The 24,037-nt window shown below is 72.2% G+C and carries 20 protein-coding genes and 1 pseudogene; 6 read left to right on the forward strand and 15 right to left on the reverse strand.

The annotated features are described in order from the left end of the window. Nucleotides 1-271 precede the first annotated feature (271 nt). The 4 genes from yajC to ruvC all read right to left on the reverse strand — a co-directional run bounded on the left by yajC (nt 272) and on the right by ruvC (nt 2,960). Entirely contained in the window at nt 272-610 is a 339-nt protein-coding gene (gene yajC / locus AB0877_RS24670) for a preprotein translocase subunit YajC (RefSeq protein ID WP_357199605.1), read from the reverse strand. A 139-nt stretch (nt 611-749) separates the two neighbouring features. Continuing rightward, the gene (gene ruvB / locus AB0877_RS24675) at nt 750-1,817 is read right to left on the reverse strand and encodes a Holliday junction branch migration DNA helicase RuvB (RefSeq protein WP_366611788.1); all 1,068 of its coding nucleotides are present in this window, start codon (nt 1,815-1,817) and stop codon (nt 750-752) included. Nucleotides 1,818-1,833: 16 nt separating this feature from the next. Next, nucleotides 1,834-2,436, reverse strand: a complete 603-nt coding sequence (gene ruvA / locus AB0877_RS24680; protein ID WP_366611789.1) for a Holliday junction branch migration protein RuvA — start codon at nt 2,434-2,436, stop codon at nt 1,834-1,836. After that, the gene (gene ruvC / locus AB0877_RS24685; protein WP_366611790.1) at nt 2,433-2,960 is read right to left on the reverse strand and encodes a crossover junction endodeoxyribonuclease RuvC; all 528 of its coding nucleotides are present in this window, start codon (nt 2,958-2,960) and stop codon (nt 2,433-2,435) included. The genes ruvA and ruvC overlap by 4 nt, the downstream gene beginning before the upstream one ends. 619 nt (nt 2,961-3,579) lie before the next feature. Here ruvC and AB0877_RS24690 point away from each other — a divergent pair. Both AB0877_RS24690 and AB0877_RS24695 read left to right on the forward strand, forming a co-directional pair. Beyond that, nucleotides 3,580-4,362, forward strand: coding sequence for a 3-hydroxybutyrate dehydrogenase (locus AB0877_RS24690; protein WP_366611791.1), 783 nt, complete (start codon nt 3,580-3,582; stop codon nt 4,360-4,362). Nucleotides 4,363-4,376: 14 nt separating this feature from the next. Then, nucleotides 4,377-6,296, forward strand: coding sequence for a helix-turn-helix domain-containing protein (locus tag AB0877_RS24695; RefSeq protein ID WP_366611792.1), 1,920 nt, complete (start codon nt 4,377-4,379; stop codon nt 6,294-6,296). Nucleotides 6,297-6,427: 131 nt separating this feature from the next. On the opposite strand, the gene AB0877_RS24700 is transcribed toward AB0877_RS24695, so the two are convergent. The 3 genes from AB0877_RS24700 to AB0877_RS24710 form a co-directional block, all read right to left on the reverse strand. Then, a complete protein-coding gene (locus AB0877_RS24700) occupies nt 6,428-7,036 on the reverse strand; it encodes a TetR/AcrR family transcriptional regulator (protein ID WP_366611794.1) in 609 nt (202 codons plus the stop codon). Between the two features lie 11 nt (nt 7,037-7,047). Continuing rightward, complete coding sequence (locus AB0877_RS24705; protein ID WP_366611861.1) at nt 7,048-8,616, reverse strand: MFS transporter; 1,569 nt, start codon at nt 8,614-8,616, stop codon at nt 7,048-7,050. Nucleotides 8,617-8,700: 84 nt separating this feature from the next. Beyond that, entirely contained in the window at nt 8,701-9,372 is a 672-nt protein-coding gene (locus tag AB0877_RS24710) for a transcriptional regulator (protein WP_366611796.1), read from the reverse strand. Between the two features lie 142 nt (nt 9,373-9,514). On the opposite strand from AB0877_RS24710, the gene AB0877_RS24715 reads away from it, so the two are divergent. Then, the gene (locus AB0877_RS24715) at nt 9,515-10,372 is read left to right on the forward strand and encodes an SPFH domain-containing protein (protein ID WP_366611797.1); all 858 of its coding nucleotides are present in this window, start codon (nt 9,515-9,517) and stop codon (nt 10,370-10,372) included. A gap of 25 nt (nt 10,373-10,397) precedes the next feature. Here the strand turns inward: AB0877_RS24715 and AB0877_RS24720 are convergent, their stop codons facing one another. The 3 genes from AB0877_RS24720 to AB0877_RS24730 all read right to left on the reverse strand — a co-directional run bounded on the left by AB0877_RS24720 (nt 10,398) and on the right by AB0877_RS24730 (nt 13,746). Beyond that, entirely contained in the window at nt 10,398-11,573 is a 1,176-nt protein-coding gene (locus tag AB0877_RS24720; protein WP_366611798.1) for a zinc-binding dehydrogenase, read from the reverse strand. Beyond that, entirely contained in the window at nt 11,570-13,021 is a 1,452-nt protein-coding gene (locus AB0877_RS24725) for an aldehyde dehydrogenase family protein (RefSeq protein WP_366611799.1), read from the reverse strand. The genes AB0877_RS24720 and AB0877_RS24725 overlap by 4 nt, the downstream gene beginning before the upstream one ends. Nucleotides 13,022-13,089: 68 nt before the next feature. After that, nucleotides 13,090-13,746, reverse strand: a complete 657-nt coding sequence (locus tag AB0877_RS24730; RefSeq protein ID WP_366611800.1) for a TetR/AcrR family transcriptional regulator C-terminal domain-containing protein — start codon at nt 13,744-13,746, stop codon at nt 13,090-13,092. Nucleotides 13,747-13,942: 196 nt separating this feature from the next. On the opposite strand from AB0877_RS24730, the gene AB0877_RS24735 reads away from it, so the two are divergent. Together AB0877_RS24735 and AB0877_RS24740 are read left to right on the forward strand one after the other, a co-directional pair. Continuing rightward, complete coding sequence (locus AB0877_RS24735; RefSeq protein ID WP_238670770.1) at nt 13,943-15,115, forward strand: acyl-CoA dehydrogenase family protein; 1,173 nt, start codon at nt 13,943-13,945, stop codon at nt 15,113-15,115. An 88-nt stretch (nt 15,116-15,203) separates the two neighbouring features. Continuing rightward, nucleotides 15,204-15,725: a peptidoglycan-binding domain-containing protein gene (locus AB0877_RS24740; protein ID WP_366611802.1), complete on the forward strand. Its 522-nt coding sequence runs from the start codon at nt 15,204-15,206 to the stop codon at nt 15,723-15,725. Between the two features lie 49 nt (nt 15,726-15,774). Here AB0877_RS24740 and AB0877_RS24745 read toward each other — a convergent pair whose 3' ends face one another. From AB0877_RS24745 to AB0877_RS24760, 4 genes and pseudogenes are all read right to left on the reverse strand, one after another. Next, entirely contained in the window at nt 15,775-16,812 is a 1,038-nt protein-coding gene (locus AB0877_RS24745) for an aminotransferase class V-fold PLP-dependent enzyme (RefSeq protein WP_366611804.1), read from the reverse strand. A gap of 126 nt (nt 16,813-16,938) precedes the next feature. Beyond that, nucleotides 16,939-19,131 (reverse strand): FUSC family protein, encoded by a 2,193-nt coding sequence (locus AB0877_RS24750; RefSeq protein WP_366611805.1) that lies wholly within the window; start codon nt 19,129-19,131, stop codon nt 16,939-16,941. Nucleotides 19,132-19,290: 159 nt separating this feature from the next. Next, entirely contained in the window at nt 19,291-19,785 is a 495-nt protein-coding gene (locus AB0877_RS24755) for an RICIN domain-containing protein (RefSeq protein ID WP_366611863.1), read from the reverse strand. A gap of 48 nt (nt 19,786-19,833) precedes the next feature. Next, a pseudogene (locus tag AB0877_RS24760) lies at nt 19,834-21,447 on the reverse strand (protein kinase); the annotation flags it as partial. A gap of 417 nt (nt 21,448-21,864) precedes the next feature. On the opposite strand from AB0877_RS24760, the gene AB0877_RS24765 reads away from it, so the two are divergent. After that, nucleotides 21,865-22,512, forward strand: coding sequence for a hypothetical protein (locus AB0877_RS24765; protein WP_366611806.1), 648 nt, complete (start codon nt 21,865-21,867; stop codon nt 22,510-22,512). A gap of 127 nt (nt 22,513-22,639) precedes the next feature. Here AB0877_RS24765 and AB0877_RS24770 read toward each other — a convergent pair whose 3' ends face one another. Beyond that, the gene (locus AB0877_RS24770) at nt 22,640-24,022 is read right to left on the reverse strand and encodes a cation:dicarboxylase symporter family transporter (protein ID WP_366611807.1); all 1,383 of its coding nucleotides are present in this window, start codon (nt 24,020-24,022) and stop codon (nt 22,640-22,642) included. Nucleotides 24,023-24,037: the final 15 nt, after the last annotated feature.

Raw genomic sequence — 24,037 nt, forward strand, 5'->3', positions numbered from 1 at the left:
GTCTCCCTGTACGGTCGCGCCGCTGTCGCAGCGGCGGCGGTGTCGGGCCGGGGGTCCCGCCCGACGGGTCTGCCTTGAGCCGACGGAGTGCCGACACGAGGACCGGGCTCCCCCGGCGCGGAACGCCGACGGTCACGGGAACGTGCCGACGCCCGGCGTCGACCCAACTATCCAGTTTTCACGTCTCGCCCGCTGCCCCGTCCGGGCGCGACGACCCCCGCAAGCCGGCCGACCGGCCGTACGCCGCAATCGCCGCTCCCGAGGGAAGGGGTCACTCCTTGACGGTGTCCGCGTCCTCGGTGACCGGCTCGCTCGGCAGCTCCGCGCGGGTGACCACCCGCGCGATGGCCGGGCGGGCGTACCGGGTCTGCACGCCCGGGGCGACCTCGATCAGGACGGTGTCGTCCTCGATGCCGGTGACAGTGCCGTAGAGCCCACCGATGGTCACGACCTCGTCGCCGGGGCCGAGGTTGGACTGCATCGCCTCTGCCTCTTTGCGGCGCTTCTGCTGCGGACGGATCATCATGAAGTACATGACACCGAAGAGCAGGGCGATCATCAGGATCGGCGTGAAACCGCCGGCCCCGCCACCCGCTGCTGCCAATTGCACGGTTACTGACCTTCCCATTGGCCACCTGCCCGGCACCGGGGTGCCGGAGCGGAGGCGGATTCTCACGTCCTGTACAGACCGCGGCGAAGTCTAAACCCTGCACCTGGGAACGCCGAATGCGGCACAGATCACGTTCACATCACGGCTGATCGACATCCAAGGAGAACAAGTCGGGCACAGGTGGACTATCCGCACCGAATGTACCATTCGGTGGTGTGCGCCCCAGATGCTGCCAAGCGGCCTCGGTCGCCACCCGACCCCTGGGCGTACGGGCCAACAACCCCGCCCGCACCAGGAACGGCTCGCAGACCTCCTCGACCGTGTCCGGCTGCTCCCCCACCGCCACGGCGAGGGTGGACAACCCGACCGGGCCGCCCCGGAACGAGTCGACCAACGCGGTCAACACCGCACGGTCCAGCCGGTCCAGGCCGAGCGCGTCCACGTCGTACACGATCAGGGCCGCACGGGCGGTGTCGAGATCGACCACCCCGTCCGCCCGCACCTCGGCGTAGTCGCGGACCCGGCGCAGCAGCCGGTTGGCGATCCGCGGCGTGCCCCGGGACCGACCAGCGATCTCGGTCGCGCCCTCCGGCGTGATCGGCACCCCCAGGATCCGCGCCGAACGATGCAGCAACGTCTCCAGATCCGCCGGCGCGTAGAAATCGAGGTGCGCCACGAAGCCGAACCGGTCCCGCATCGGCCCGGTCAACAGACCCGAACGCGTCGTCGCGCCGACCAGGGTGAACGGCTCGACGTCCAGCGGGATCGCCGTCGCACCGGGCCCCTTGCCCACCACCACGTCGACCCGGAAGTCCTCCATCGCGCTGTAGAGCAACTCCTCGGCCGGCCGCGCGATCCGATGGATCTCGTCGATGAAGAGCACGTCGCCCTCGGCGAGGCTGGTCAGGATCGCCGCCAGATCACCGGAACGCTCGATCGCCGGGCCGCTGGTCACCCGGATGCCCGCGCCCAGCTCGGCGGCGACGATGTTGGCCAGACTCGTCTTGCCCAACCCGGGTGGGCCGGACAGCAGGATGTGATCCGGCGGCGACCCGCGCCGCATCGCGCCCTGCAGCAACAGGTCGAGCTGGTCGCGCACCCGGTCCTGGGCGATGAACTCGGCCAGCCGCCTCGGCCGTACCGTGGCCTCCGCGTCGCGATCGGCGTCGCTGACGTACGCCGAGACGAGCCCCTCGGTCTCGCTCATCGTGGCGCCCGGGCGGTCATCGGGTACGGCCCAGCAGTCGGATGGCCTGCTTGAGCAGGACCGGCACCGGCGGGGTCTCACCCTCGATCGACTCCGCCACCGCGGCCACCGCCTGATCGGCCTGCCCGGCCGTCCAACCCAGCCCCACCAGCGCCTGCCGGACCTGGTCGGGCCAGCTGCCGCGGGTCACCCCGCCCGCCCCGTCGGCGCCGATCGGCACCGGGCCGATCCGGTCCCGTAGCTCCAGCACCAGACGCTCCGCACCCTTCTTGCCGATACCGGGTACGCGGGTCAGGGCGGCCGTGTCGGCGTTCGCGATCGCCTTGCGCACCGCGTCCGGTGTGTGCACCGCCAGCACCGCCTGGGCCAGTCGCGGACCGACGCCACTGGCGGTCTGGAGCAGCTCGAACAGGGACTTGGCGTCGTCGTCGGCGAAGCCGTAGAGAGTCAGCGAGTCTTCCCGCACGATCAGACTGGTGGCGAGCCGGGCGACCTGGCCGACCCGCAGCTCCGCGAGGGTCCCCGGGGCGCAGTGCACGGCGAGCCCGACACCGCCGACCTCGATCACCGCCTGGTCCGGACCCGTCGCGGTCACCGTGCCGCGCACGCTCGCGATCATCGTGCTCCTCCTCGTCGTGCCCGGTCCGCCGCGGCGGCCAGCTTGGAGCGGGTCCCACCGCGCCACACGTGGCAGATGGCCAGGGCCAGCGCGTCGGCGGCGTCCGCCGGCTTCGGCGGCTCGGCCAGCCGCAACAGCCGGGTCACCATCGCGGTCATCTGCGCCTTGTCGGCCTGACCGGAGCCGGTCACGGCGGCCTTCACCTCGCTCGGGGTGTACGTCTGCACCGGCAGCCCGGCCCGCGCCCCGGCCAGCACCGCGATGCCGCTGGCCTGCGCGGTGCCCATCACGGTCCGAACGTTGTGCTGACTGAACACCCGCTCGACGGCAATGCTCTCCGGTTGATGTTCGGCGACCAGCTTGTTCAGCGACCGGTCCAGGTGCAACAGGCGCAACGCCAGGTCATCGGCCGGGTCGGTGTAGACCACGTAGTAGGCGACCAGGGTGCAGGGCCGGCCGGGCACGCCCTCGACCACACCCACGCCGCACCGGGTCAACCCCGGGTCCACACCGAGCACGCGCACGCCGCCCCCTCCCCATCCGTCAGCAGTACGTGTGTTCGACACCCTAACCGGCGTCCTTCCCACCAGCCCCACGGGACACGCCCCCCGCACCCCGCACGCCGCCACGCGCCCAATGCCGTCTCCCCGCACGCCCGCAGCCCCACGCAACGCAACGCGGCCCGCGCCCCGCACCTCGCGTGCCACGCCCGCACATCCGCAATTGCCCCCCACCCTCGCCCCAAGATCTGCGCAACGTGCCGGATGTTGCTGCCTCCAACGCGCGAGAGACAGCAACATCCCTGATCTTGCGCGGATCTTGACGACAAACACCGCGCCGACCGGCTGGGGGCGTTGTGGAGGAACCCAGCGCCGTCAAGGTCACGCTCGATCCTGGATGTAGTGGCCACCACGCGCTCGGATGCCACTACATCCAGGATGTTGCGCGATCTTGCCGCGAGCGCCGGGGCGGGACGGCCGGGACGGGACGGCGTGGCGAGACGGGGCGGGACGGCATGGCGGGACGGGCGGCCGGGACGGGGTGGGATGGTGAAGGGGGCGGGTGGGGCCACACAGCTTTGGTGCGGAGTATGTGTCGCTGGCCCATGTGCCGGGGAGCACACAGCTCGTAACTTCTTGCGCCATGACGGCAGAACCCGTGGTGGTCCCCCACGTCGTACAGGTCGACCTCACCGGTCGGACCGCCCTGGTCACCGGGGGCGGCGGCGGCATCGGGCGGGCGTGCGCCCTGCGGCTGGGCGCGGCCGGCGCCAAGGTGCTCGTGGTGGACCGCAACCTGGAGGCGGCCAGGGCGGTGGCCGCCGAGGTCGGTGGCCGGGCCGAGGGCGTGGACCTGTCCGACGCCGCGGCGGTTGATTCGCTCGACGTGGACGTGGACATCGTGGTGAACAACGCCGGCCTCCAGCACGTCGCGCCGTTGCAGGACTTTCCCGTCGAACGGTTCGAGTACATCCAGCGGGTGATGGTGGAGGCGCCGTTCCTGCTGATCCGCCGGGCGCTGCCGCACATGTACGCGCGGGGCTGGGGGCGGATCGTCAACATCTCCTCGGTGCACGGCTTGCGTGCCTCGCCGTACAAGGCGGCCTACGTCTCGGCCAAGCACGCCCTCGAAGGGCTGTCGAAGGTGGTCGCGTTGGAGGGTGCCGCGCACGGCGTCACCGCCAACTGCATCAACCCGGCGTACGTGCGTACCGCACTGGTGGAGAGCCAGATCGCCGACCAGGCGGCCAGTCACGGCATCGACGAGGCCGAGGTGATCGGGAAAATCATGCTGGCCCGGGCCGCGGTCAAACGGTTGATCGAGCCGGAGGAGGTGGCCGAGCTGCTGGTGTACCTCTGCTCGCCGCCCGCGGCGTTCATCACCGGGGCGTCGATCCCCCTCGACGGGGGCTGGACGGCCAACTAGTGGGGTTGAGCACAATGTCGACCATGTCTTCGCCGGTGGAGTTCCTGGAGCTGCTCGCCCGAGAGGCCGCGGCGGTCGAGTTCGAGGGACCGTTGGTGGCCGCGCGGGCCGCCGGCCTACCGCCGGACCGACTGGCCGAGCTGGAACAGGCCAAGTCGGTGGCGTTGCGGGTCCGTGCGCTGCTGGAGCGCCGCCGCCGCCGGGAGAGCGAGCTGTCCGGCCTGTACGACACGGTCAGTGACCTGGCGGGACTGCGCGATCTGGACGACGTGCTGCGGGCGATCGTGCACCGGGCCCGTCATCTGCTGGGCGCGGACGTGGCGTACATGACGCTCAACGACGACGAACGTGGCGACACCTACATGCGGGTGACCGACGGGTCGGTCTCGGCCCGCTTCCAGCGGCTGCGTCTGCCGATGGGTGCCGGTCTCGGTGGCCTGGTGGCCCAGTCCGGCGCCCCGTACGTCACCGCGAACTACGGGGAGGACGCGCGCTTCCACCACACCGGCGAGATCGACGCAGGGGTGGGCGAGGAGGGTCTGGTGGCGATCCTGGGGGTGCCGCTGCGGCTCGGTTCGACCTCGATCGGGGTGCTCTACGCGGCCAACCGTTCGGCCCGGCCGTTCGTCCGGGAGGAGGTGGCGCTGCTGGTGTCGCTGGCCGCGCACGCCGCGGTGGCGATCGACACCGCCCGACTGCTGACCGAGACCCGTTCGGCGTTGGCCGAGTTGTCCGCGGCGAACACCACCATCCGGGCGCACAGCAGCTCGGTGGAGCGGGCCGCCGCGGCGCACGACCGGATGACCGCGCTGGTGCTGCGCGGTGGCGGGGTGGAGGACGTGGCCGCCGCGGTGACCGAGGTGCTGGGCGGCGCGCTGCTGGCGCTGGACGCCGAGGGCCGCCTACTGGCCCGGGTGGGTGAGATCGAGGAGCCGGACCGCGCGGACATCGTCGAGGCGGTGGCCGCGTCCCGGACCGAGGGGCGCAGCGTGCGCCGCAGCCCGCTCTGGTACGCGGCGGTGGTGGCCGGCACGGAGAACCTGGGCGCCCTGGTGCTGCGCCCCGACGACGAGTTGGTCGACGCCGACCAGCGCATCCTCGAGCGGGCCGCGTTGGTGACCGCGCTGCTGCTGCTGTTCCGCCGGACGGTCGCGGAGGCGGAGGGGCGGGTGCGTGGCGAGTTGCTGGACGACCTGATCGCCCGACCGCTGCGCGACACCGACGCGCTGCGCAGTCGGGCCCGTCGGCTCGGGGTGGACCTGGACGCGCCCCACGTGCTGGTGGCGGTGGGCGACGACGCGATCGCCGCGACCGGCTCGGCTCGGCAGCGGGTGCTCTCCTGGGCCACCACGTACGCGTCGGCACGCGGCGGGCTGGCCGCGGCGCGCGACGGCCGGGTGGTGCTGATGCTGCCGGGGTTGGACGCGGGCGGCAGCGCCCGCGCGGTGGCCCGGGACCTGTCCCGGGTGACCGGTCGGCCGGTGACCGCCGGGGCGAGTGGCCCGTCGAACACGCCGACGGCGCTGGCCGGGACGTTCCAGGAGGCGGACCGGTGCCTGACGGCGCTGGGCGCGCTGGGCCGCGCCGGGCAGGGCGCGAGCACCGTGGAGTTGGGCTTCGTCGGGTTGTTGCTGGGCACGGTCGGGGACCGGGGTGAGAAGGACGTGTCCCAGTTCCTCACGGCCACCGTCGGGCCGGTGCTCGACTACGACGCCCGGCGCGGCACGGCTCTGGTGAAGACGCTGGAGGCGTACTTCGGGGTGGGCGGCAGCCTGGCCCGGGCCGCCGAGCAACTGCACGTGCACGTCAACACGGTGACCCAGCGGTTGGAGCGGGTCGGGCAGTTGCTCGGCGTCGACTGGCAGCGGCCCGAGCGGGCGCTGGAGGTGCAGCTCGCGCTGCGCCTGCACCGACTGCGCGCACCAGCGGGCTGACCGACGCCGGCCGGCGGACCCGACGCCGGCCGGCGGACCCGAGGGCCGCCGACCGGGCACTTCGACGTCGCAGAGCAGAGCCGCCGACCGGGCAGGGTACGGCAGGGCAACCGGCGACCGAGCGCCCGGCGTCAGCGGGCCCGGATGCCCTCCAACACGGCGTCGACGACCCGATCGGGCAGGGACTGCTCGTCCAGATCCGGGTTCCACTGGAGCACCCGCTGGATGAGCATCGGCCCGGTGAGCAGCGCCATCGTCACCTCGACGTCGATGTCGGCGCGCAGCACCCCCTCGTCGATGCCGCGCCGCAGCACCTCACGCATCAGCTGCCGTCGGGGCGAGATGATGTTCTGGTAGAGCTGGAACTGGTCGGCGCTGCGGTTCACCGCAGGTGCCAGGCAGGGCATGATCTTGGCCGCTCGCGGGTCGACGTTCTTGCCGATCGCGCCGACCAGCAGCACCAGATCGTCACGGACGGAGTGACCCGCCGGCTGGGCCATGACGCCCTTGAGGCGGCGCAACGCGTCCAGCAGCAACGCGTCCTTGCCGGCCCAGCGACGGTAGATGGTGGCCTTGCCGACCCCGGCGCGGGCGGCGATCGCCTCGATCGAGAGCGCCTCGATGGTGCTGCCCTCGGCCAGCAGGTCGAGGGTGGCCTCGATGATCGCCTCGTCGGCGCGGATGCTCCGCGGTCGACCGGGCGACCGCGGAGCATCGGCGGTGGACGTCATGTCCGTCATTCTTCCCGAACCTATGCCGTGCCGGCCAATTCGGGCTCGGCGACGGGGGCCGCCGGGGCGACGCTCGCGTCCTCCTTGCCCGGCATCCAGCGCAGCACCACGATCATCCCGAGTGCGGCGATCACCGCGGAGAGCCCGGCCGCCCAGTGCATGGCGGTGACGAAGGCGTCGTTGGCCGCCGAGATCAGCCCCGGCGCCGCCGGGCCGAGCTGGCCCGCCGCCGCGTACGCCCCGGAGATCGACTCGTTGGCCGCGTCCCTGGCCTGGGTGGGCAGGCCGGTCAGGGCGTCACCGATGTCGCTGCGGTAGACCGCTGAGAGCACCGAGCCGAGGACGGCCACGCCGAGCGCGCCGGCCACCTGGCGGATGGTGTTGCTGACCGCGGAGCCCACACCGGCCTTCTCCCGGGGCAGCGCCGACATGATCGACTCGGTGGCCGGCGGCATGATGTTGGCCATTCCGGCGCCCTGGATGAGGAAGACCAGCAGCACGATCCAGATCGGGGTGGAGGCGCCGATGAAGACGAAGGCGGCAAGGGACACCACCGTCAACCCCAACCCGACGGCGGCGACGGCCTTGCCGCCGTAGCGGCGGACCATCGCGGCGCTGCGCGGCGCGAAGACCAGCTGGGCGCCGGCGAAGGGCAGGAAGAGCAGGCCGGTCTGCAACGGGCTGTAGTCGCGGACGAGTTGCAGGTAGAACGAGCCGAAGAACATCGAGCCCATCGCGGCGAAGAAGACCAGGCCGACGATGGCGACCGGCGCGGCGAAGCGGGGCACCTTGAACAGTCGGACGTCCAGCGACGGGTGGTCGCTGCGCCGCTCGTGCTGCACGAACCAGGCCAGCACCGCGATGCCCACCAGGATCGAGCCCCAGGCGACCGGGCGGTCGAAGCCGTGCTCGCCGCCGTCGATGATGCCGTAGGAGAGGGCGACCAGGCCGACCACGGAGAGCAGCACGCCGAGCACGTCGATCCGGCCGGGCCTCGGGTCACGCGACTCGGGGACCAGCAGCGCCACCAGGATCACGCCGGCGGCGACCACCGGCACGTTGATCAGGAAGACCGAGCCCCACCAGAAGTGCTCCAGCAGCGCGCCGCCGAGGATCGGGCCGATCGCCACGGCGAGACCGACCGCGCCGGCCCAGACACCGATGGCCCGACCACGCTCGCGCGGGTCGAAGACGTTGGAGATGATCGACAGTGTCACCGGCATGATGGCCGCGCCGCCGACCCCCATCAGGGCGCGGGCCGCGATGAGCTGTCCGGGGCTCTGGGCGTACGCGGAGAGCAGCGACGCCAGGCCGAACAGCACCAGACCGATCATCAGGAAGCGCTTGCGGCCGGCGCGGTCGCCGAGCACCCCGAAGGTGAACAGCAGCCCGGCGAAGACCAGCGTGTAGGAGTTGATGGACCACTCCAGCTCGCCCTGGCTGGCGCCGAGACCGTGCACCGGGTCGGCCAGGGTGCGCAGGGCGACGTTGAGGATCGTGTTGTCGAGGACGACCACGAGGAGGCTGATCACCAGCACCCCCAGGATCGCCCACCGCCTCGGGTGTCCGGTGTTGTTGTGCAGCTCCATGCCTGGCTTTCCCCCCACGCTTGTCACCCGAGACGCAATACGATACGGGTCAGACTCGTAACGCGGATCAGCCTACGGCGCGCATTAACGATACGGCACCGATCCGTATCGTATGTGGTGGGCATCACGCCCGGGAGCGACCGCCAGGCAGGCGTCGACGGCCTCCGACAACGTGCCGAGACGGACCGCCGGACCGCCGAGCGGCTCGATCCAGCCCGGCCCCGCGCCGTACACCCGAAGGAGCGGAAAGTCCCGGGCGAAGCGCACCAGGCGGTACGCGCGGCCGGTGAGCGGCGTCTGCGACCAGAGCACGACGGTGCGCGGGCGGGCCCGGTACACCGCGCTGGTGAGCGCGGACCAGGGCAGCGCGGGGCCCAGGTTCAGACAGCCCCGGCCCTGCTCGCGCAACGCGGCGGCGAGCGCCAGCAGACCCAGGCTGTGCGCCTCCTTCTCGGCACCGGCCAGCAACAACCCGCCGGTGGGCAGCGACCGGCCCGGCTCCCGGCGGTACGCGTCCAACCCGACCCGCACGCCCTCGAAGAGGGCGTGCTCGACGGCGATGTCGGCGGCGGTACGCCCCGACAGCCGGGCCAGCAGCGGACGGCAGACCTGCTCCCAGAGCGCCGGCACGCCCCACGCCTGGACCAACTCCAGCACCAGCGTCGCGACGCCGTTGGCGTCCAGGTCCTCGGCCGCCAACAGCACCTGCTTGTGCGCGATCTCCACGGCCTCCGCCGGCATCGGATCGGTCAGCACCAGACGTACCCCCGGGTAGACGTTCTCTACCCGGGTGTTCGCTCGGAGGGCGCGCGGCGGATGCGCCGTCGCCCAATTTCACCGACTTGACCGGACCGCCTAGGTTGATGATCCACACCGCCCACCGGAAGGTCCGTACCCCATGCCCGTCGGCTTCACCATGGCGATCGTCTTCGCCGTCGCCCTGGCGGTCAGCGCCGTCGTCGCCCTCGTCGCTCCCGCACGGCCGCTCAAGCGGATGGCCGCCCTCGCGGCGCTCGGTTTCCTCGCCCTCACGCTGGTGGTCGGCGTCGCCTCCAGCGCCCACTCGGTGCCCATCCGCTCGGTCGGCATCGTCACCAGCTTCGGCAAGCCCACCGGGAAGGTGACCGGCTCGGGCCTAAAGTGGGTGGCGCCCTGGCAGAAGGTCGGCGAGTGGGACGCGGGCCGCCAGAAGTACGACCACATCGGTGGCAACAACTGCGTACGCGTGCGCACCGGCACCCTCGCCGACGCCTGCGTCGAGGTGCTGGTCGAATGGCAGGTCAAGCCGGAGAACGCGCCGAAGCAGTTCATGGACTACAAGGGCGACTTCGGCAGCTTCCGGGGTCAGCGGGTGGGTGTGCAGCTCGACAGCGCGGTCAACGACGCCTTCGCCGCGTACAACCCGTTGGAGAAGATCGACGCCCGGACCGGCGACCTCAACGTCGACCTGAAGCCGTTCGCCGCGAACATCAAGACCAGCGCGGAGGCCCGCCTCGCCACCGATGTGGACATCCTCTCGGTGACCATCACCCGGGTGAACCACGACGACAAGACCGAAGGCAACATCAAGGCGTTCCAGGACAAGCTGGCGCAAACCCGCAACCTGGAGCAGGACCGCAAGAACGCCGAGATCTCCAAGCAGATCACCGAGACCAACGCGAAGGTCGACAAGGTGACCCGTTGCCTGGAGATCGCGGAGAAGAACGGCGCGAACCCGGGGCTCTGCATCAACCCGGGCATCGTCACCGGCAAGTGATCCGCACCCCGGGCCGTGACCGGCGTCAGTCCAGCGTGACCACCCAGCGAGCGCCCTCGCCCCGCGCCAACCGGTCGAACGCCGCGGGCGCCTCGTCCAACGGGATCGTCCCGCTGACCAGCACACCCAGATCCAGTGCGCGGTCGGCCAGCTCGGCGGCCAGCACCGGCACCTCCCGGTCCGGGTCGGACGAGCCGTACACCGAGGACCGTAGGGTGCGCGCGGAGTGGAAGATGTCCAGCGCGCCCAGGCTGACCATGTCGTCCTTTGCCCCCATGCCGACCACTGTCACCGCTCCCCCGCGCCGGGTCAGCCGCCAGGCGGCGCGGATGGTGGCGGCCCGACCGACGCACTCGAAGGCGTGGTCGACGCCGCGGCTCTCGGTGCGCGCCCGTACCTCCTTGGAGAGCCGGTCGTCGGAGAGCAGGAAGTCGGTCGCCCCGGCGGCGAGCGCCAGGTCCCGTTTCGCCTCGGCGACGTCGATGGCCAGGATCGTGGCGGCACCGGCCCGGCGGGCCGCGCTGAGCACGGCGAGCCCGACCCCACCGAGCCCGACGACCGCGACCGACTCGCCGGGGGTCACCCGGGCGGTGTTGCGGACCGCACCGACGCCGGTGAGCACCGCGCAGCCGAGCAGGGCGGCCTGCTCCGGCGGCAGCCCGGCGGGGATCGGAATGACGGCACGCTCGGGTACCACCACCGCCTCGGCGAGCGCGCCGAGGCCCAGGGTCAGGTGCAGCGGGACGCCGTCGTCGGTCTCGCCGCGCGGCACGGTCGGGGCCGTGGTGTCGGCGCAGAGCCACGGCTCGCCACGCCGACACCACCAGCAGGCCCGGCAGGCCGGTGCCCAGTTCAGCACCACCGGTGTGCCGACGGTCAGCTGACCGCCCGGCCCGACCCCGGCCACCACACCGGTCGCCTCGTGCCCGAGCACCAGCGGGAACCTCGCGGCGAGGGTGCCGTTGACCATGGACAGGTCGGAGTGGCAGACACCGGCCGCCCTGATCGTCACCCGCACCTCGCCGGGGCCGGGCGCGGGCAGGCGTACCCGCTCGACCCGCAGGTCGGCGCCGGACCCGCGCGCGACCAGCGCGCGAACGACGACCGGCGCGGACGCCGGCTCGGTGCCGCCAGCCGGCGCGGCCGGGGTCAGCTCGGGCCGGCCTACGGGCGCGGCCGGGGTCAGCTCGGGATCGGTCATCGTTGGATCGCCTTCAGCTCACAGAACTCGGCCAGCCCGTGCACGCCCAACTCCCGGCCCAGGCCGGACTGCTTGTAGCCACCGAACGGGGCGAGCGGGTTGAAGGGGGCACCGTTGATGTCGACAGCGCCGGTACGCAGCCGTCGGGCCACCGCGAGCGCCGCGTCGGTGTCGGCGGACCAGACCGCGCCGGCCAGCCCGTACTTCGAGTTGTTGGCGATGGCGACCGCCTCGTCGATGTCGTCGAACGGGATGACGGCGAGCACCGGACCGAAGACCTCCTCCTGGGCGAGCGCGCTGTCGGGGCGCACGTCGGCGAAGACGGTCGGAGCGATGAAGTGCCCCCGGGTCGGCACCGGGGCGTCGGGCCCGCCGGCGACCAGCCGGGCACCGTCGGCGAGGGCCCGGTCGATGTGGCCACGCACCCGCTCGGCCTGGGCGGCGGAGACCAGCGGGCCGAGCCGGGTCGCCGAGTCGAACGGATCGCCGAGTCGGTAGCCGGCCACCGCCGCGGCGATCAGGTCGAGGGCCTCGTCGTACCGGTCGCGGTGCACCAGCATCCTGGTCCAGGCGGTACAGGTCTGACCGGAGTTGATCAGGGCGTTGCCGACGCCCACCTTGACGGCGGTGGCGAGGTCGGCGTCGGGGAGGATCACGTTGGCGGACTTGCCGCCCAACTCCAGCGCGACCCGGGCGATCCGGTCGGCGGCGAGCCGCATGATTCGCCCGCCGGTCGCGGTGGAGCCGGTGAAGGAGACCATGTCGACGTCGGGGTGCCCGGCGAGCGCCTCACCCACCACCGGCCCGGTGCCGGGGACCAGGTTGAGCACGCCCGGCGGCAGGCCGGCCTCGGTGACCGCGTCGAAGAGCAGGTACGCCGTCAACGGGGTCAGCTCGCTGGGTTTGAGCACCACGGTGCAGCCGACGGCCAGGGCGGGTGCGAGCTTCGCCATCACCTGGTGCAGCGGGTAGTTCCACGGGGTGATCGCGCCGACCACGCCGATCGGCTCCCGGACGACCAGGGAGTTGCCGATGCTCTCCTCGACCGGCTCGCGGGCCGCGAGCGCGACGTGGTCGCGCAGCACGGTCAGTGGGAGTCCGACCTGCACCCGGGTGGCGAGCTTGAGCGGCGCGCCCAGCTCCACGGTGATGGTGCGGGCGAGGTCGACGGCGCGGGCGGTGAGCGCCGCGTACAGCCGGTCGAGGTGGGCGGAGCGCTCGGCGGGGGTGGCGGCCGACCAGCCGGGAAACGCGGACCGGGCCGCGGCCACGGCGCGATCCACATCGGCTGCGGTGCCGGCCGGCACCTGCCCGAACAGCTCCCCGGTGCTCGGGTTCTCCACGTCGATGAGGCCGGCGTCGGCGGGAGGGGTCCACTCCCCGCCGACGTACAGGTGGCGCCGCAGGCGCAGGGAGTCGGGCAACAGCGGCGGGGCGGCGAGGTCCATGTCGTCCCTTCGAGGGTGGGCGATGGGGGTCGCGACGGGCGATGAAACTAGCGCTGGGAGTTTGGACGCTACCCGTTGGGTCGGGCGGACTCCACCGTGTCGACGGTGCGGGCGTACTCGGCGGCCAGACCGTGCAGCAGGGCGTCCAGGCCGAGGGCGAAGGCTCCCTCGTCCACGCTCTGCTGGTGCTCGGCGAGCCGGTGCGCCTGGCGCAGGTGCGGGTAGTGCGCGGCGTACAACTCGGGGTCCTCGACGAAGCCGCGGGCGAACGAGCCGAGCGCAGACCCGGCCACGAAGTACCGCAGCGCCGCGCCGATGTGGGTGGCGCGGGCCGGCGGCCAACCGGCCCGGACCAGCCCTCCGTAGACCGCGTCGGCCATGGCGAGGGCCGCCGGTCGGCGGCCCGGGCCCTGCGCCAGGTACGGCACGACGTTCGGGTGCGCGGTGAGCGCCCGCCGGTACGACCACGCCCATTCCCGCAGCGCGGCGAGCCAGTCCCGACTGGCGAAGCCGCTGGTGTCGACGGCACCGGTGACCGTGTCGGCGACCGCGTCGAGGATCTCGTCCTTGGTGGCGAAGTGGTTGTAGAGCGAGGGACCCTGTACGCCGAGCGCGGCGGCGAGTCGGCGGGTGGAGAGCGCGTCGAGCCCGTCGGCGTCGATCAGCGCGAGCGCCGTCTCGACGATCCGGTCGCGGGTGAGCAGAGGCCGTCGGGGTCGGGGCACGTCGGAACTCCTCGGTCTGCGGTGTCCCTCCCCGTGGGAACCACCTGTTCACGCACCCTATCGGGGACCGCCGGCGGGTGGGCGTCAGCACGTCGGCCGGACCGGGGGTCTGGACGAATGAAAACTTACACCGCTAGTTTATGAGGGACCGCTACGGCCCGTGGCGGCGCACCACCACGCCGACCGAGGGGGAACCGTGGACTTCGCACTGTCCGACGAGGAACGCGCCGTCCGAGACACCGTGCGCGCGTTCATCACCCGCGAGGTGATGCCCCTGGAGGCGGAGGTGCTCCGCCGGGAACGGGCGCACCAGCCGGGCCTCGACCACTCCGAGGTGCGCGAACTGCAACTCAAGGCGCGCAAGTTCGGCTTCTGGGGCCTGGCCACCCCGGAGGAGTACGGCGGGATGAACCTGCCGGCCGTCCTCCAGTCGTTGATCTGGACCGAGTTGGGGCGCACCTTCGTGCCGTTCCGCTTCGGCGGCGAGGCGGACAACATCCTGTTCCACGCCACCGAGGAGCAGAAGCGGGAGTTCCTCATCCCGACCATCGAGGGCGAACGACGCTCCTGCTTCGCGATCACCGAGCCGGGTGCCGGATCGGACGCGGCCAACATCCGGCTGTCCGCCCGCCGCGACGGCGACGACTGGATCCTCGACGGCGAGAAGACCTTCATCACCGGCGGTCACGACGCCGACTTCGCCATCGTGGTCGCCGTGACCGACCGGGAGAAGGGCGCCCGCAACGGCGGCGCCACCGCGTTCCTGGTGGATCGGTCGATGGGCTGGCGCTCGGAGTTCATTCAGACGATGGGCGAGGGCGGGCCCGCGTCACTCATCTTCGACGGCGTACGCGTGCCGCACCGCAACATCCTCGGTGAGATCGGGCAGGGCTTCACGCTCGGCATGGAGTGGATCGGCAAGGGGCGTTACACCATCCCGTCGCACGCCATCGGCATCGCCGAGCGGGTGTTGCAGATGGCCATCGAGTACGCCAACACCCGGGAGACCTTCGGCACGAAGATCGGCACCAACCAGGCCATCCAGTGGATGATCGCCGACTCCGAGACGGAGCTGGAGGCCGCCCGCTGGCTGGTGCTGCGCTCGGCGTGGACGGTCGACGCCGGCCTGGACCCCCGGCACGCCTCGTCGATGGGCAAGCTCTACGGCGCCGGCATGGTCAACCGGGTGGTCGACCGGGTGCTCCAGATCCACGGCGGCATGGGCTACACCCGGGAGCTGCCGATCGAACGCTGGTACCGGCAGGTCCGGCTCTACCGGATCTTCGAGGGCACCGACGAGATGCAGCGGCTGATCATCTCGCGGGACCTGCTGCGCGGCTACACGAAGATCGGCGGCCACCTGGCCTGACGTCGAGTGTCCGCCCGTCGTGAACAAAGTGGGTCCGCCGGCCATCTACCCCCATGACAGCTGCCATTCAGCCAGAGGGGGATGTTCCATGTACCTACGAATCAGGGCCGTGGCGACGGCGATCGTCGTCGCCACGGTCGGCGCCATCGCCGTCCCGGCCGCGCCGGCATCGGCCAGCGTCAGCCAGGGGTACGTCGCGGGCTCGGGCACCTGGACCGACGACTGGAACGACGAGGGACCCATCTCCGCGTCGACCCGCTCGTACAACAACGTCGTCGCGATGTGGCAGTTGATCCTCTGGGCCGACGGTTACCTCGCCCGCTCGGGCGTCGACTGCCGGTTCGGGCCGGTGACGACCGCCGCCACCAAGAAGTGGCAGACCGCTCGGGGCCTCGTCGGTGACGGCGTCGTCGGCCCCCGGACGCTGGCCAGGGCGGCGACCCGACTCGCCGGCTACGAGGGCGAGGGGTGGTTCTACTACGACGGCGCCGGCAGCAACATTCTTCACTTCGGTCGCCTCGAAGACGGCACGTGGGACATGAGCCTCGGGATCGACCTGGAGTGGCGACGCCTCTCGTACACCGCAGCGACCTTCAGCGTCTGCTCCTGATGCCGCTGAGGACGGCCGGTCACGCGCCCGGCCGTCCTCGGCGCCAGGTTCAGGCGGTCAACGCCGTCAGCGCGGCGTCCACGTCGGCCTCGGTGGAGTAGATGTGGAACGAGGCCCGGACCCGTCCGGCGCGCACCGCCGCCCGGATGCCGGCCGCCGCCAGACGCTGCTCCGCGTCCGGCACGTCCACGCTGACGATGGCGCTCTCCCCCGGCGCCCGGCCCAGCCCGGTCAGGAACCGGTTGGCCAGCGCCACGTTGTGCGCCCCGATCGCCGGCACACCGATCTCGGCGACCACCTCCAGGGCGGGCGCCGCACCGACCCAGCTGAACCAGGCCGGCGAGATGTCGAACCGGCGGGCGTCGTCAGCCAGCCGCAGCGGGGGGCCGTAGTAGGAGGCGTGCGGGTCGCGGCCCGCGTACCAGCCGGCCGCGTCCGGGCGCAGCCGCTCGCGCAACCCGGGGGCCAGATAGGCGTACGCGGTCCCGCGCGGATTCATCAGCCACTTGTAGCCGCCCACCGCGACCACGTCGGCCCGGCTGCCGTCGAAGGGCAGCCAGCCGCACGCCTGGGTCGCGTCCACCGCCACCAGCGCGTCGTGCGCGCGGGCCGCGGCCACGATCTCGTCGTACGGCGCGACCGCCCCGTCGGCCGACTGCACCAGGCTGAACGCCACCAGATCGGTGTCCGCGTCGATGGCGTCGACCAGAGACCCCAGCGGCACCGTGCGGACCGTGACACCACGCTCCTCCTGCACCAGCCAGGGGAAGAGATTCGAGGTGAACTCGACCTCGGGGACCACCACCGTGGCACCGGCGGGCAGCGCCGCCGCGACCGGCGCGAGGAGCTGGGACACCGCCGCGCCGACCGCCACGTCAGCGGCCGGTACCCCGATGAGGCCGGCGAAGGTGGCCCGAGCCCGGGTCGTCGACTCGCCCCAGCCCTCCCAGGACGTACGACCGACCCGCCAGACCGCGAGAGCCTCCTGCACCGCCGTCCACGCCGGCTCCGGCGGCAACCCGTAGCTGGCGGTGTTCAACCAGCCCGGTTCCGGCTCCCACAGCTTCTGCGCCTGCTCGATCTCCATGCCCTCGACGCTAGGCCGAACGCCGCGCGACGGGCACGGCCAATCGGCGATCGGCGGCCCGTCCGGCCGCGGGCCGGAAGGTGAGTCGCTCGCGGGCACCGTGCCGACCCCCGTCCGCGCCGAAACTCACCCGCCAGGTCGGCCCTCGTCGCTGCGGCCGGCCGGCTCGACGGCGGCGGGCGGACGGGCGCGGGCGAGAGTGTCGGCGAGGCCGGCCAGCCACCGGTCGACCTCCACCAGGTGCCGGACCGACCGATGGTCGGCCCCGCCGAGGAGCGGACGGATCCGGTCCACCTGGTCGACGCAGGCCGTCGAGACGGACGCCCGGTCCGAGGTCCGGCCGTGGGCGACCTCGTCGGCGACGGCGTCGTACGCCGATCGCAGGCGCCCGGCGGAGTCCCGCAGCAGCGCCGCCGCACCGGGCCAGCCGGCGAGGCAGCCGGGCGGGTTGCGCCGCAGCAACGACTCCGCTCCGGGTACGACGTGGTGCCCGGCGCTCAGCACGGCGTCCCAGTTCACCTGTTGACGGTGCGGATCGTGCCGCCGCGAGTGGTACTGGCCGTACGACGAGTCGATGAGGACCATCCGGCGACGGACCCGGTCGAGGGCACCCGTGGGCGGCGGAGCGTCACCGAGGACCGCCTGGACCGTCTGCTCGACAGCGTCCGCGCTGGCCGCCAGGTAGCGGGTGGCGTTGCGCCGCAGGTCGTGGCCCGCGCCACGCGGCCAGATCGCCACCCCGGCGAGCACGCCGATCACCGCGCCGAGCAGCACGTCGACGAGGCGCGCCTCGGCGAGCTGCCAACCTGCCGGGCTGAGCTGGGCGAAGACGACGGTCAGCAGCACTGTGAACAGCGCCTGCTGCCACACCGGGCCGAGCAGCCGGCCGACGCCGAAGGCCAACAGCAGGGTGACCGGCAGGACGACGGCGTACACGATCGGCTCGTCGACGACGAGCATCACCCCGCCGCTGACGGCCACACCGACGATGGTGCCCAGCACGGCCGGTCGCAGCGCCGTACGGGTGTCGGCGGCGGACGTGCGCAGGACCGTGAGGGTGGCCAGCAGCACCCAGAAACCGTGGGTCAGCTGCAACACCCCGGCGGCCACCCGGGCGATGGCGAGCGCCACGGCCAGCCGCAGCGAGCTGTGCAGGTGGGCCGAGCGCGGTGCCAGGTGGGAGCGGAACTGCCACCAGTACAGCGTCCACGGACTGCGCCGGGCGTACGCGAACAGCTCCGAGGAGGCGTCGCCGCCGCCGAGCCGCGCCCCGGTCGCCACCTGGGAACCGACGGCGAAGACCCGCACCTGGTCCGCGAGGGCCAGCGCCGTCGCGTCCCGGCACAACCGGGGGACGTCCGGCTCGTCGCGGACCTGACCGGAACCCACCGGGTACGCCGCCTCGGCTCGCCCGACCGCCACGTCCAGGTCGGCCGGGGCCACCGCCGGGGCGCCCGGTGACAGGCTCCGGCCGGCCGCGCGGGTGGTGTCCGCGCACGAGCGCAGCAGGCGCGCCGCTGCCAGGTCCGGGATCCGCTGCGCTGGGGCGTCCGCCGCCAACCGGTCCGCGTCGGCGAGCACCTCCCGTAACGCCGCCCCGCAGATCCGCAACGCCCGGTCCTGGGCGCCCGCCGCGGTGGGGGCCCACGCCGGGGGGCTGCGGTTCAGCGCGATCGCCGCCACCACGTCGTACGCCCGCTCGCGTCGCGGACCCACGGCGGCGTGCGGGTCGGTCAGCCGCTCGGCGGTGGCGTCGAGGAAGGCGGCGATGCCGTCGGCCGCCTCGGCCAGGCGCTGCCGGTAGGAGACCGGCACCGGGTCGGGCCAGAGGACCACCTCGGCCGCGGCCAGCAGCACGACGGCGAGGGTCACCCCACCGAGTCGCTCCGGCAGGGTGTCCGGTTGGTACGGCGGGAACGACGCCAGGATGTAGAAGAGCTGGAACGCGCTGGCCAACCCCACCAGGCGCGGGTTGCCGACCCCGGCGAACGCCACCACGAACCCGACGACCAGCATGCCACCGGCGGCCGCCCAGGTGCTCCACGCCAACAGCGAGCCCACCGCGATCAGCGCCCACGCCACCGGCAGCGACAGCACGAGGATCCGCGCCCGTTGCGGCGCCGGACCGGGTAGCTGCGCGAACGACCCGGCCGCGATCGTGCCGAACAACCCGTACGTGGCGAGCGTCGAGTTGCCCGCGCCGTACCGGCAGCCGTAGAAGACGACGGACGCGACGAGCGTCAGCCGGGCCGCACGTCGCAGGACGGCATCACCCGGGTCACGGCGGCGAAGCCGGCCAAGGAGGCTGGTTGCGAGCACGACCGCTCCCCCGGTTCGTCGCGGCACCCCTCCCCGGTCCACCATTCTTCACCGCGGCTCCCGACCGGCGGCGGGTTTGGCGACGAATCACCGCCGGGAGCCGCCGAGCAGGGCGAGCCGGAGGGCCCGGAACGGGTGCGCGGGCGCTGCCGTCAGCGCTCAGCTGGCCCGCCATTTCTGGTTGGCGTTGCCGTTGCACTGCCAGATCTGCAGTCGGGCACCGTTGTCCGGGTTCGAGTCGCGCACGTCGACGCACCTGTCCGCCCTGGTGTTCACCAGGTCGTACGCCTTGTTGAGGGTGAACCTCTGCGATGCCGCCCCGGAGCACTCGGCGAGTTGAACGGCGGCACCGTCGTCGGTGGAGTGGCCCGCCACATCCAGGCACTTGCCCATCGAACGGACCGTGCCGTCCGCCGGGAAGGTCCACAGCTGCTTCGCGGTCCGCCGACAGTCCCAGATCTGCAGCCGCGCACCGGCGACGGCGTTGCCGTCCGGGATGTCGATGCAGCGGTCACTGGCGAAGCTGGAGATCTGCTGGCCGGCGGAGGTGCTGCGCTGGGTGGGCGACGGCGGTGGTGGAGCAGCCGCCTGCTGCGGCGGATTTCCCGCGGCGGTCGTCGTGCCACTGCCCGCACCGGGCGACGGCGGGCCCACGCTCGCCGACGGTGGCGGCCCGGCGGGTCGGGACGGCGGGACACCGGCGACCGGCAGGCCTTGGAAACCATCCGTGATCAGCGCGAAGACGGCCGCGCTCGCGGACCATTCAGCCGCGGAGGTGGTCCAGTCGATCGAGTACGCGTGCCCGTTGTGACCCACGAAGACACGGCTCAACGCGTGCATCGGCGTGCCGTCCCCGTCGGTGTACGCCCACTCCCATTCGGCGGCGCGCAGCTGGTAGCGCAGCACGTCGAGTCGTGCCTGCCGGTAGTCGGTGTACCGCCCGCGTTGCGCCCCCTCCCGCTCCCGCAACTCGGCGAGGAGGTCCGCCGGGATGGACCCAAGCTCGTCGACGACGAGCACGCGGCTGCCGTCCGGCTCGCGGAACGCGGCGCGCTCACCGTCGCGCCGCGCCTGCCAGCCGTCCGGCACCGGTACGAGGAAGCGGGGGTCGTCGCGGTAGTAGCGCCAACCCGCGGGCGCCGGTGGCAGCACCCTGGACACCGGCGTCTCGGCGATCGGCGACGGGGTCACCGCCGGCGCCGCCCCTGTGCGGTCACCCGCGCCACCGAACAGGCCGCCGTTCAGCAGGGACGCGGCGACCAACAGGACGACCAGCAGCGCGGCGGCCCCGATCGACCCGATCAGCCGTACTCGACGTCTACGGCCCGCCCCGAACCCGGGCCCGGCGGGAACAGCCGGCGACGTGGGCGGATCGGACGCGACGGTGACGAACTCGGGCACGATCGCCGGACGAGGCTCGTCGCCGGCGATGGTCGGTGTCGTGATCCGGGTCAGCGGCCCCACGCCGGTGGGGCTCGCTGCGGCGGCTGGCCCGTCCGGCACGGTGGCCTGCCGCAGGAGCCGATCCGCCTCATCGGCGCTGATCCGCTGATCCGGCTCGCGGCGCAGCAGTCCCTGCAGGAGCGGGGTCAACCGACCTGCTCGCTGCGGCGGCGGTGGCGGCTCGGTGGCGAGGGCTGCCAGCGTGGCGATCGGAGACGAGCGGTGGTACGGGGTGCGTCCCTCGACCGCCGCGTAGAGGGTGGCGCCGAGCGACCACAGGTCGGCCGCCGGCCCCACGTCGCCGTCGGTGGCCCGCTCGGGCGGGAGGAACGCCGGCGAACCGAGCACCATCCCGGTCTGGGTCATCCGTGGGTCGCCGGGAAGAGTGGCCAGACCGAAGTCGGTCAGCACCACCCTGCCGTCGTCGCCGAGCAGCACGTTCGCCGGCTTGACGTCCCGGTGCAGCACGCCGGCCCGGTGCGCGGCGCGCAGTGCACCCAGAATGCCGAGCCCGATCCGCGCGGCGCGGTCCACCGGCATCGACCCCTCGGCTTCGAGCACCTGTTGCAGGGACCGGGACGGCACGAGTTCCATCACGATCCAGGGATCGCCGCCCGCGTGCAGCACGTCGAAGACGCGTACGACATTGGGGTGGCCCAGGCGGGCGACGGCCCGCGCCTCGCGCATGGACCGTTCGCGCATCTCCTGGCGTTCGTCGTCACGCAGGCCGGGCGGCGCCACCAACTCCTTGACGGCGACGTCGCGCTGGAGCATCTCGTCGCGGGCCTGCCACACGCGGCCCATCCCGCCCTGACCGAGCGGACGAACCAGCCGATAGCGATCGGCAACCAACTGTCGAGAGGCGTCTGGCACGCCAGGAAGGTACCCGGCGAGGTTTACCAGCCCAATTTCCAACGCGGTTGAATAGGCGGCAGTTGGAAATGTCACATGCAAGATCGACTGCTGACCGATCGTTCATCACGACATAACTCCACTATTGCCACGCGCTGTCGCCCACCGCAACGTTACCAACGCGTATATCGGTAATCTGCTATCAATATCGAATGCATTCGAATTCCGTCGAAGGCCGGACCGGCCGGGGCACGGCCCGGTGGGGCTCCCTGTGCCTGGCCGCGCTCCTGACCGCCTGCACGCCGGCCGGTGACCCGGGCCGGCACACACCACGCCGCCGACCAACCACACGGCGCCGTCGACGAGGGAGGCGTTGGTGGGCCGCCGTGCACGCCATCGGTCGACACGCTGCCAGCCCCGCCGGAGGACTACCGGTTGGTGGGCGACGACGAGGCGGTGCCCGACGCCCCCGTGATCTCGGCGGAAGATTCTCAGAAAGCCGATCCGGTGGCGCGACTGTTCGCCAAATGGGGGCTCGTCGTCCGCGCCGGCACAGTTGTCGACCTGCGGGTGGCACCGGGCTGGCAGGGCAAGGCCCGGATCGGCTGGGGCGGCACCGGCACGCCCGCCGCGGCCGTCACCGCCGGGTGTCGTGACGCAAACCTCTTGATCAACGGGGATAGGGGCGGTAAGGCTGTTGTGGAGTTCTTTTTCCGCAGCAGTCGCCCCTGTGAACGGCCGGTCGGCCGTGCAGGGCCTTCTCTGAATCAATCGGGTCGATCACGTGGTGATTTCCCATCGCGACCGATCCTTTTCCTCGACCCAGTCGCGATTTGGAGTGCGGAGGAATCATCCGGCTGCCGGGCCTGGCCGAGTCGTGTCGGCTGCCTCGGCGGCGGCTGGGCGACGCTCGCCGGTGCGGGGGCGACCGACGAGGTGACGTCACCGGCTGGGCGGCTCGTGCTGATCGATGTGACCGCGGAACCAACCGAGGGTGAAGTGGTGCGCGGCACCGTCGACCTGACCAAGGGGCAGGCCATCCCCTTCCGTGTGATGGCGCGCTGCCTGGACGCCTGGCGTGCCTGAGCACGGCGAGCGTCCGCCTCGACCGACGATGGCCAGCGCGATCCGGGCGGCGGCGTTGATCCCGTCTCCCACTGGCCGGGCGGGGGTCACGGCGGCGCTGCGTCGCCCGCGACCCCCGTGCCGTGACTCAGACCGGGACTCCGGCAGGCGCGGCCTCCTTCCCGTCGGGGCGGGACGCCTCCTCGTCGTCGTGCTCGTCGACCATGGTGGCCTCGTCGAACGGGTCGTCGCCGCGGAGCACCGCGGTCGCCCGCTCCCGGTCGAACTCGCCGGTCCAGGTTCCCACCAGGACCGTCGCCACCGCGTTGCCGGCGAAGTTGGTCAGCGCCCGAGCCTCCGACATGAACCGGTCGATGCCGACGATCAGCCCGACCCCGTCAACGAGGTCCGGGCGGTGCGACTGGAGGCCCCCGGCCAGCGTGGCCAGCCCGGCGCCGGTGACTCCGGCGGCGCCCTTCGACGCGATGATCATGAACAGCAGCAGCGAGATCTGTTCGCCGACGGCCAGTGGCTTGCCCAGCGCGTCGGCGATGAACAGCGACGCCATGGTCAGGTAGATCGCCGTACCGTCCAGGTTGAACGAGTAACCGGTCGGCACCGTGATGCCGACGACCGGCTTGCTCACACCGAAGTGCTCCATCTTGGCGATCAGCCGCGGCAACGCCGACTCCGACGACGAGGTCGACAGGATCAGCAGGAACTCGCGGCCCAGGTACCGCAGCAGCGAGAAGATCGAGATCCGGGCCACGAACCACAGCAGCGCGCCCAGGAACACCAGCACGAAGATCAGACAGGTGGCGTAGAAGCCCACCATGATCTGGGCGAGGCTCTTGAGGGCGTCCACGCCGGTCGCGCCGACCACGGCGGCCATCGCGCCGAACGCGCCGATCGGCGCCAGCCACATGATCATGGCGAGGACCTTGAAGACGACCCGCTGGATGACGGTGATGGCGCTGAGCACCGGCTCGCCCCGCCGGCCCATGGCCTGCACGGCGAAGCCGACCAGCAGGGCGACCAGCAGCGTCTGGAGCACCTTGCCCTCGGTGAGCGAGGAGAGCAGCGTCGTCGGGATGATCCCGAGCAGGAAGTCGGCCGTACCGGCGGCCTCGTCACCGGCGGCGGCCTTGCCGGATCCGACCAGGTCCGGGCCGAGGTTCAGGCCCGAACCGGGGTGGATGAGGTTGCCGACGACCAGGCCGATGGCGAGCGCGACCGTCGACATGGTCAGGAAGTAGCCGAGGGCCAGGCCGCCGACCTTGCCGACCTTCGCGGCCTGCCGGACGGAGCCGACGCCGAGCACGATGGTGCAGAAGATGACCGGGCTGATCATCATCTTGATCAGGTTGACGAAGCCGGTGCCGATCGGCTTGAGTTCCTTGCCGAAATCGGGGGCGACCAGGCCGACCACGATGCCGGCGACCACGGCCACGATGACGGCCAGATACAGGTAACGGGTACGGTCCCGGCGGACCGCCGGTGCCGGGGTGGTGGCGGATGCGGTGGTGTCCATGTCGACAATGTGAAG

Source organism: Micromonospora sp. NPDC047644 (assembly GCF_040704315.1).
Lineage (GTDB): Bacteria > Actinomycetota > Actinomycetes > Mycobacteriales > Micromonosporaceae > Micromonospora.